This is a genomic window from Corallococcus sp. CA053C (assembly GCF_003611675.1).
Lineage (GTDB): Bacteria > Myxococcota > Myxococcia > Myxococcales > Myxococcaceae > Corallococcus.
In genome coordinates, this window is record NZ_RAWA01000348.1 from 1 (window position 1) to 10,644 (window position 10,644).

Sequence of the window (10,644 nt, forward strand, 5' to 3'; positions counted from 1 at the left end):
GCGGGAGGGCCGGCGTGGTGCCCGTGCTGAACGCCGCGTAGAAGGCGGCCAGCTCGCGGACGAGCACGCCCATGGACCAGCCGTCGGAGACGATGTGGTGCATCGTCACCAGCAGCAGGTGCTCCTCGTCGCCCAGGCGCACGAGGGTGGTGCGCAGGAGTGGACCCGTGGCGAGGTGGAACGGACGGCGTGCTTCGTCGCTGGCCTGTCGTCGGGCTTCGTCTTCCCGCTGTGCGGTAGGTAGGGCGGAGAGGTCCACGAGCGGTAGCGTCCAGTCACCCGGGGCGTGGATGCGCTGCGTGGGCTCACCCAGGTGCTCGTGGAAGGTGGTGCGCAGGGCCTCGTGGCGTTGGACGAGGGCCTCGAAGGCTCGGCGCAGGGCTTCCACGTCCAGGCGCCCGGTGAGCTGGAGCGCGGCGGGCAGGTTGTAGGACGCGTCCCCGGGCTGGAGCTGATCCAACAGCCAGAGCCGCTGCTGTGCGAAGGACAGCGGCACCGTGGTGGCGCGCACCGCGATCATCTTCTTCGGAGCTGAAGGGGTGCTGGCTTGCGTGGCTTCGATGCGCTGCGCGAGGGTGGCCACGGTGGGCGCCTCGAAGAGGGTTCGCAGGGGCAGCTCGCGACGGAAGGTGGAGCGCACGCGCGAGACGAGCTGGGTGGCCAGCAGCGAGTGGCCCCCGAGCGCGAAGAAGTCGTCGTGGATGCCGACGCGCTCCACGCGCAGCACCTGCGTGAAGAGGGCCGCGAGCTGTTCTTCGGTGGGCGTGCTCGGCGCGACGTAGCTGGAGGTAGGGGCGGTGCCCAGCGGTGCGGGCAGGGCCTTGCGGTCCACCTTGCCGTTGGTGTTGAGGGGCAGGGCCTCCAGCACCATGAATGCGGAGGGCACCATGTACTCGGGCAGGTGCTGCTTGAGGTGTGCCTTGAGGGCCTCCGCCTCCAGGGTGTGGCCTTCAAGAGCGGTGACGTAGGCCACGAGGCGCTTGTCCCCGGGCACGTCCTCGCGCGCCAACACCACGGCTTCGTGTACTTCCGGGTGCTGGAGCAACGTCGCTTCGATTTCGCCCAGCTCGATGCGGAAGCCACGCACCTTCACCTGGAAGTCCGCGCGGCCCAGGTAGTCGACCATGCCGTCGGCCCGCCACCGCGCGACGTCGCCCGTGCGGTACAGCCGCGCCCCTGGAGTGGTGGAGAACGCATCCGGGATGAAGCGGTCCGCGGTCAGCTCCGGTCGGCCGAGGTAGCCACGGGCCACGCCTTCGCCGCCGATGAAGAGTTCGCCGGAGACGCCCGTGGGCACCGGGTGGAGGTTGCGGTCCAGGACGTAGACGCGGACGTTGGGCAGCGGCCGGCCGATGGTGGGCGTGGGCGAGGCATCGAACGCGCACACGGTGGCGTCCACCGTGCACTCGGTGGGGCCGTACACGTTGAAGACGCGCATGCGCTCATTCGTCGCGAGGTGGCTCCAGGTGGCCGGGTCCACCGCTTCACCGCCCACGAGGACGCGGCTCGGGATGGACTCGCGTGCGAGCAGGCCCTCTTCGAGGAGGAGGCGCAGGTGCGCGGGTGAGCAGTCGAGGACGTCCAGCGCGTCCTGGCCGATGCGCTTCACCAACTCCCCTACGTCCGCGCGTGCCTCATCCGGGACGATGCAGAGCGTGTGGCCGTCCAGCACCTGGATGAGCTGCTTGACGGAGGCGTCGAAGGACAGCGGTGCGTTGACGCTCACCCGCTCCGCCTTCTTGGCGTCGGCGTGGACGGTGCTCGCCAGCGCCAGGCGGAGGTTCAGCACGGAGCGGTGCTGGATCATCACGCCCTTGGGGCGGCCGGTGCTGCCGGAGGTGTAGATGATGTAGGCTAGGTGCTCCGGGGACACGTCGGTGGCCGGGGCGACATCGGATTCGCGGGCGAGGTCCGCCGCGTCCGAGTCGAGGCACAGGTCGTTGGCGGTGTGCGGGGGCAGGGTGTCGCGCAGGTGCTGCTGGGTGAGGACCACCGGTGCGCCCGTGTCCTGGAGGACGTGGGCGAGCCACTCGCGCGGGTAGCTCGGGTCAATGGGCACGTAGGCGCCACCGGCCTTGAGCGTGCCGAGGATGCCGACGAGGGCCTCCACGGAGCGCTCCACGCAGAGCACCACACGCACGTCCGGGCCGACGCCGAGCGCCTGGAGGCGATGGGCCAGTTGGTTGGCACGTGCGTCGAGTTCCCGGAACGTGAGCCGCTCATCACGGCACACGACGGCCAGTGCATCGGGCGTGAGGCGGGCCTGGGCGGCGAAGGCGTCGTGGATGCAGGTGTCGCGCGGGAAGTCGACGCGGGGACCGTTCCAGTCCACGAGCAACTGCTGGCGCTCCGGAGCGGTGAGCAGCGGCAGGTTCGCGAGCGTCGTGTCCGGCTTCGCGGCGATGGCCTCCAGCAGCACACCCAGATGGCCAGCCATGCGCTGAATCGTCGAGGCGTCGAAGAGATCCGTGGCGTACGTCAATGAGCCGACGAAGCCCTGGGGCGACTCCTGCAAGGTGAGCGTCAGGTCGAACTTCGAGGAACTCGTGGCCACGTCGACGGACTGGAAGGACAGCCCGGGGATGCGCAGTGCTTCCGTGGGCGCGTTCTGGAGTGAGAACATCGCCTGGAAGAGCGCGCTTCGGCTCAGGTCGCGCGCGGGCTGCACCGCTTCGACGAGCTTCTCGAAGGGCAGGTGCTGGTGCTCATAGGCCGCGAGCGTCGTGCCTCGCACCTGGGCGAGCAACTCACGGAACGTTGACTGCGGCTTCAGGTGCGTGCGCAGCACCAGCGTGTTGACGAAGAAGCCGATGAGGCCTTCGGTCTCCTCCTGGGTGCGGCCGGCGATGGGAGAACCGACGCTGATGTCGTCCTGGGCGGAGTAGCGCGACAGGAGCACCTGGAACGCGGCCAGCAGGGTCATGAAGGGCGTGGCGCCTTCACGCTGCGCCAGCGTCTTGAGCGCCTCGGAGACAGGCAGTGAGAGCCGCACGGGCACGGTCGAGCCTCGGTGCGACTGCACGGGCGGACGCGGCCGGTCGGTGGGCAGCTCCAGCGCGGCCGGTGCTCCCGTGAGCTGCTGCTTCCAGTAGCCCATCTGTGCTTCCAGGGCCGCACCCTGGAGCCAGTCGCGCTGCCACGTCGCGAAGTCCGCGTACTGCACGGGCAGAGGTGCGAGCGACGGCGTGCTGCCCGTGCTGAACGCCGCGTAGAAGGCGGCCAGCTCGCGGACGAGCACGCCCATGGACCAGCCGTCGGAGACGATATGGTGCATCGTCACCAGCAGCAGGTGCGCCTCGTCGCCCAGGCGCACGAGGGTGGTGCGCAGGAGTGGACCCGTGGCGAGGTGGAACGGGCGGCGCGCTTCCGTGGCCGCGACGCGCTGAGCCTCCTCCTCACGCTGCGATTCGGGAAGGGACGACAAGTCGATGCGGGGCAGGTCCCACCCGGACGGAGCCTGGATGCGCTGCGACGGTTCCTCGTGGGCGTCGGAGAGCGTGGTGCGCAGGGATTCATGGCGCTGGACGAGCGCCTCGAAGGTACGGCGCAGGGCCTCCACGTCCACGCGGCCCATCAGCCGGAGCGCCGTGGGGATGTTGTACGAGATGTCTCCCGGCTGGAGTTGATCCAGCAGCCACAGGCGTTGCTGGGCGAAGGAGAGGGGAATGGCTCCCTCACGCGAGCCAGGCCGCAGCGGCGGTGCCTGGTGGAGGGGGCGGTGGGCTCCTTCGAGCCGCTTCGCGAGCGCTTCCACCGTGGGGGCCTCGAAGAGGGCCCGCAGGGGGAACTCCACGCCGAAGGCCGCGCGCACGCGTGAGACGAGCTGGGTGGCCAGCAGGGAGTGCCCGCCGAGCGCGAAGAAGTCATCGTCGATGCCGACGCGCTCCACGCGCAGCACCTCCGAGAAGATCGCGGCCAGCAGCTCCTCGGTGGCGTTGCGCGGGGCGACGAGGGCGGAGGCGCGCGGAGCATCGCCTGGCTCGGGCAGGGCCTTGCGGTCCACCTTGCCGTTGGCATTGAGGGGCAGGGCCTCCAGCACCCGCAGCGCGGAGGGCACCATGTACTCGGGCAGGTGTTGCTTGAGGCCTCTCTTGAGGGCGTCGACGTCGAGCGTGTGGCCTTCGAGCGCGGTGACGTAGCCGATGAGGCGCTTGTCCCCGTCTGTTCCCTTCGCGATGACAACGGCCTCGTTGACGCCGACGGCGGCACGCAGGGAGGTTTCGATTTCGCCCAGCTCGATGCGGAAGCCGCGCACCTTCACCTGGAAGTCGACGCGGCCCAGGAAGTCGAGCGTGCCGTCCTCCAACCAGCGGGCCTTGTCACCTGTGCGGTAGAGGCGCTCTCCAGGCGTGGTGGCGAAGGGATGGGGGACGAAGCGCTCCGCGGTGAGGTCGGGGCGGTGCAGGTAGCCCCAGGCGAGGCCCTTGCCGCCGACGTAGACCTCGCCCGCGACACCCACGGGAACGGGTCGCTGGTGCGCATCCAGCACGTAGGCGGTGGCGTTGGAGATGGGACGGCCGATGGGCACCGGGCCGTCCACCCGCGTGTCGCGGTGCAGGGGCAGCGTGGTGGAGAACGTCGTGTTCTCCGTGGGGCCATAGGCATGCACCAGCGTCGAACCCGAGGAGAGACGGGGCAGGTGCGCGCGCACGCGAGCCCAGGGCATGACATCACCCCCCGTGACGATTTGCGGCACCGCCGCCACGGCTTCCCCGTGGTGCAGGACCATCTGCTCGAAGAGCGCGGTCGTCATGAACGACGTCGTCACGCGGTGCTGACGCAGCAGCGTGGTCAGCTCTTCCAGCGAGAGGGCATGGGGCGGAGCCAGGACGAGCTTCGCGCCATGCAGCAGCGCGCCCCAGATTTCGACGGTGGACGCGTCAAAGGCAATGGGCGCGATCTGGCTCCAGACCTCGTCAGGCCCGAAGCGCATGCAGGTGCTGCCGAGCACCAGTCGGGTGATGCCCCGGTGCGGCACGCAGACGCCCTTGGGACGTCCCGTGGAGCCGGAGGTGAACATGACGTAGGCGAGCGACTCGCCGTCCACGAAGACATCCGGCGCATGCGTGGGCAACGCGGCGAGGACGTCCTGCTGTGCATCCAACCAGACACGGGTGCCAGTGGCAGGCAGCAGGTGCGCGAAGGGCTGGTGGGTGAGCACCACCTCCACATCGGCATCCTCCAGGAGCACGGCGATGCGCTCCACGGGGGCATTGCGGTCCACGGGGACGAAGGCGGCGCCGGCCTTGAGGATGGCGAGGAGCGCAACCACCAACTCGAAGGACCGCTCGACGGCGAGGCCGACGCGGGCGCCGGGAGTGATGCCGAGGGCGCGCAGGTGGTGGGCCAGTTGGTTGGCGCGGGCGTCGAGCTGGGCGTACGAGAGCGTGGCCTCGCCTTGGACGAGCGCCACGGCATCGGGCGCGCGCCGGGCCTGGTGGGCGAAGTGGACATGGACGGGGACGTCGGTGGGGCTGTCCGCCGTGGTGTCGTTCCAGGCCACCAGTAGGCGCTGACGCTCTTCGGCCCCTAGCAGCGGCAGCTCGGCCACGGATTGCTCGGGCTTCGCGACCCCTTCCTCCAGCAACGTGCGCAGATGGGCGGCCATCCGCTCCACCGTGCTCCGCTCGAACAACGCAGTGCTGTACTCCACTTCGCCCTGCAATCCGTCCGGCGTCTCCGAGAAGAAGACGCTCAAGTCGAACTTCGAGGTCGCATGTTGGAAGGCGAGTCCTCGCAGGCGCAGGCCCGGCAGCCGCACGTCCTCGGTGGGGACGTTCTGGAGTGCCAGCAGCGTCTGGAAGAGCGGCGTGTGGCTCAAGCTGCGCGTGGGCTGCAGGACCTCCACGAGCTTCTCGAAGGGCACGTCCTGGTGTTCATACGCTCCGAGCACCGTGCCGCGCACCTGCTGGAGCAGCGCACGGAACGACTGGCCATCCTCCACCTTCGCGCGCAGCACGAGCGTGTTGACGAAGAAGCCGATGAGGCCCTCCGTCTCCGCGCGCGTGCGGCCCGCGATGGGCGAGCCCACGCTGAGGTCCTGCTGGCCCGTGTAGCGCGACAGCAGCGCCTGCCAACCCGCGAGCAGCACCATGAAGAGCGAGCCGCCCTCGTGATGACCCAGGTTCCGCAGCTTCTCCGTCAACTCACGGGGAAGGGTGAAGCCGAGCGCCGCACCCGCGCTGCCGCGGACCGTCGGGCGCGGACGGTCGGTGGGCAACTCCATGACGGCCGGCGCACCGGAGAGCTGGTGCTTCCAATAGCCAAGCTGTGCATCCAGGACTTCCCCCTGGATCCACCGGCGCTGCCAGGCGGCGTAGTCCGCGTACTGCACGGGGAGCTCCGGCAGGGGCGACGGCTGGCCATTGGCGAACGCGGCATAGAGCGCGCTCATCTCTCGCACCAGTACTCCGAGCGACCAGCCGTCGGAGATGATGTGGTGCATGTTGACGACGAGGATGTGTTCGCGCTCATCCAGCTTGAAGAGCAGCGTGCGCACGAGCGGACCGGTGTGCAGGTCGAAGGGCCTGCGCATTTCCTGCTCCATGCGCGCTCGCGCTTCGGCCTCCCGTTGTGTTGCGTCCACGTTCGTCAGGTCCACGAGGCCCAGGGGCAGGACGACTTCCGGGTGGATGACCTGGACGGGCTCTTCGTCCACCTGCGCGAACGTGGTGCGGAGGGCCTCGTGGCGACGCAGGACTTCCTGCAGCGCTTGCTCCAGCACATCCGTGCGCAGGGCGCCGTCCAGCCGCACCGCCACGGGCATGTTGTAGAGGGAGCTGCCGGGTTCGAGCTGATCAATGAGCCAGAGGCGCTGCTGCGCGAAGGAGAGCGGCAGCGGGCCTTCATGCGAGACGCGCGTGAGGGCCGGGGCGCTGACTCCCGTGAGGCCGGCCAGGCGCCCGGCGAGGCCTTCCACCGTCGGTGACTCAAAGAGTGCGCGCAGAGGCAGCTCCACGCTCAGCTCCGCGCGCACGCGAGACACCACCTGGGTGGCGAGCAGCGAGTGGCCGCCCAGCTCGAAGAAGGAGTCCCGCACGCCCACCTGCGGCAGCCGAAGCACTTCAGCCCAGATGGCCGCGAGCTTCGCTTCAGTCTGCGTGCGCGGTGCGAGGTAGCTGCTCCCCGACTGGGGTGCTTCGGGCTCCGGCAATGCCTTGCGGTCCACCTTGCCGTTGGCGTTGAGCGGCAGGACTTCGAGCACCACCACGGTGCCGGGGACCATGTACTCGGGGAGGCCCTGACGCAGCTGTGCCTTGAGCGCTTCGGCCTCCACGGTGCCGCCGGCCTTTGGCACGACGTAGGCGACGAGGCGCTTGTCGGCGGCTTCACCCTTCGCCACCACCACGGCGTCCTTGATGGACGTCACCCGACGGAGCGCGGACTCCACCTCACCCAGTTCGATGCGGAAGCCGCGGACCTTCACCTGGAAGTCCACGCGGCCGAGGTACTCCAGTCGCCCGTCCTCGCGGTAGCGGACGCGGTCACCGGTGCGGTACATGCGGCTGCCTGGAGGGCCGTAGGGCTCCGGGAGGAAGCGCTCCGCGGTGAGGTCCGGCCGCAGCAGGTAGCCGCGCGCCTGGCCTTCGCCCGCGAGGTACAGCTCCCCGGCGACGCCCACCGGCACGGGCTGGAGCGTGGAGTCGAGGACGTAGGCGCGCGTGGCAGGCAGGGGCCGGCCGATGAGCGGCACCTCCTCGCGCCCCACCAGCGAGCCCGTTGAATATGTCGTGTCCTCCGACGGGCCGTAGAGGTTGTAGAGCTTCTCCACGGAGGGCAGGCCATACACCTGCTTCGCCAGCGTGTCCGGCAGCGCTTCACCCGCGAGGTTGATGACGCGCACTCCCGCTGGCACCGCACCCAGGCGCACCAGTTGGGCCATGGCGGAGGGCACGGTGTTGATGAGCGTCACCTCGGACGCGGTGGACAGCTCCGCCAGATGCAAGGCATTGCGCGCCACCACCACCGCGCCTCCGCTGGAGAGCGGGGCGAAGAGCTCGAACACCGAGAGGTCGAAGTTGAGGCTCGTCGCCGCGAGGACGCCCTTGAGTTCCTCGGGCGAGTACGTCGCCATTGCCCAGTGCAGGAAGGCCACGGCGTTGCCCTGGGTGATGGCGACACCCTTGGGGCGGCCCGTGCTGCCCGAGGTGTAGATGAGGTACGCGAGGTGGCCGGGGAGCACGTCCACCGCAGGCGCCGTGGTGGGCTGCTTCGCGAGTTCTGCGTCCGTGTCCAGGCACACGGGCGTGGCGGAGTGCTCCGGGAGGGAGGCGAGCAGGTGCGAGTGCGCCACCAGTGCCGGACCCTGCGCGTCCTCCAACAGCCAGCCCAGGCGCTCGCGCGGGTAGCTGGGATCCAATGGCACGTAAGCGCCACCGGCCTTGAGGATGCCGAGGGCACCAATGACGAGGTCCTCGGTGCGCTCCACGCACAGGCCGACGCGGACTTCGGGGCCGACGCCCAGACCGCGCAGCCGGTGCGCGAGCTGGTTGGCCCGTGCGTCCACTTCCCGGTACGTCAGGCGCCGCTCCGGGGTGATGACCGCCACGGCGTCAGGCGTGCGGCGCACCTGCGCCTCCACCAGCGCGGCAATGCTGGACTCACGCTCCATTGAAGGCGTGCGCGGATTCCATTCGACGAGGAGTTGCTGGCGCTCCGCGTCGGTGAGCAGCGGCAGGTCCGCGAGCCGGGTGTCTGGCTTCGTCGCGATGGCCTCCAGCAGCACGCCCAGATGGCCGGCCATGCGCTCGAGGGTCGAGGCATCGAAGAGGTCCGTCGCGTACTCGAACGAGCCAATGAGCCCCGTGGGGGTCTCCCGCAGTGCCAGGGTGAGGTCGAACTTGGCGAATTGCGCTTCCAACGGCAGCGGCTGGAAGGACAGGCCCGGCAGGCGCAGCGCCTCGGTGGGCGTGTTCTGCAGACTGAACATGGCCTGGAAGAGGGGGCCACGGCTCAGGTCGCGTGTGGGTTGCAGTGCTTCGACGAGCTTCTCGAAGGGCAGGTGCTGGTGCTCGTAGGCCGCGAGCGTCGTGCCTCGGACCTGGACCAGCAGCTCCCGGAATGTTGCCTGGGGCTTCAGGTGTGCACGCAGCACCAGCGTGTTGACGAAGAAGCCGATGAGGCCCTCCGTTTCCTCCTGGGTGCGGCCCGCGATGGGAGACCCCACGCTGATGTCGTCCTGGGCGGAGTAGCGCGACAGGAGCACCTGGAACGCGGCCAGCAGGGTCATGAAGGGCGTGGCGCCCTCTTGCTTCGCCAGGGCCTTGAGCGCCTCGGACACGTTGGCGGGGATGCGGACGTCCACCGTGGCGCCGCGGTGCGACTGCGCGGGTGGCCGCGGGCGGTCGGTGGGCAGCTCCAGCGCGGCCGGTGCTCCCGTGAGCTGCCGCTTCCAATAACCGATCTGCGCGTCCAGGGCTTCGCCCCGGAGCCAGTCGCGCTGCCACGCCGCGAAGTCGGCGTACTGCACGGGCAGGGGTGGGAGGGTTGGCATGCTGCCCGTGCTGAACGCCGCGTAGAAGGCGGTCATCTCGCGGACGAGGACGCCCATGGACCAGCCGTCGGAGACGACGTGGTGCATCGTCACCAGCAGCAGGTGCTCCTCTTCGCTCAGCCGTATCAACGCGGAGCGCATCAGCGGGCCGGTGGCGAGGTGGAACGGACGGCGGGCCTCCGTGACCGCCACGCGCTGGGCCTCCTCCTCGCGTTGCGACTCGGGGAGGTGGGTCAGGTCGGTGACGGGCAGGTCCCACGCCGACGCGGCGTGGATGTGCTGCGACGGCTCTTCGTCAGGGGCGGAGAGCGTGGTGCGCAGGGATTCATGGCGTCGGATGAGCGCCTCGAAGGCACGGCGCAGGGACTCCACGTCCACCCGCCCCAGCAGCCGGAGCGCCGTGGGGATGTTGTACGAGACGTCTCCGGGACTGAGCTGATCCAACAGCCACAGGCGCTGCTGCGCGAAGGACAGCGGCGTCGCGCCCTCCGTGCGGATCCGCGTGAGCGGCGGCAGGCGGAGGTTCGAGGTGTTGGACTGGAGCCGCTCTGCGAGCGCGGCGACGGTGGGCGCTTCGAAGAGGGCACGCAGCGGTAGCTCCACGCCCAACACGCTGCGCACACGCGAGACGAGCTGCGTGGCCAGCAGGGAGTGGCCACCGAGCGCGAAGAAGTCGTCGTGGATGCTGACCTGCTCGCGGCGCAGGACGAGGCCGAAGACCTTGGCGAGCTTCTCCTCGGTGGGGTTGCGAGGCGCGATGAAGTCCGCGAGGGGCGAGGCGTCGGGCGCGGGCAGCGCCTTGCGGTCCAACTTGCCGTTGGCGTTGACGGGCAGTGCTTCCAGGACGAGGAAGGCCGAAGGCACCATGTACTCGGGCAGCCGCTCCTTGAGGAACGCGCGCAGCACGGCGGTGTCCACCTGCTGCCCCGAGACGGGCACGAGGTACGCGACGAGGCGCTTGTCCCCGGGGACGTCTTCACGCGCGAGGACGACGGCCTCATGCACGGAGGCATGTGTGAGCAGGGAGGCTTCGATTTCGCCCAGCTCGATGCGGAAGCCGCGCACCTTCACCTGGAAGTCGAGCCGCTGGAGGTAGTCCAGCTGGCCGTCCGCACGCCAGCGCACGACGTCGCCCGTGCGGTAGAGGCGGG

General features: G+C 69.7%; 1 protein-coding gene. It reads right to left on the reverse strand.

The features are described from left to right. Positions 1 to 10,644 (reverse strand): non-ribosomal peptide synthetase (locus D7V97_RS32875; protein WP_120614573.1); only part of this gene is annotated, 10,644 nt, incomplete at both ends.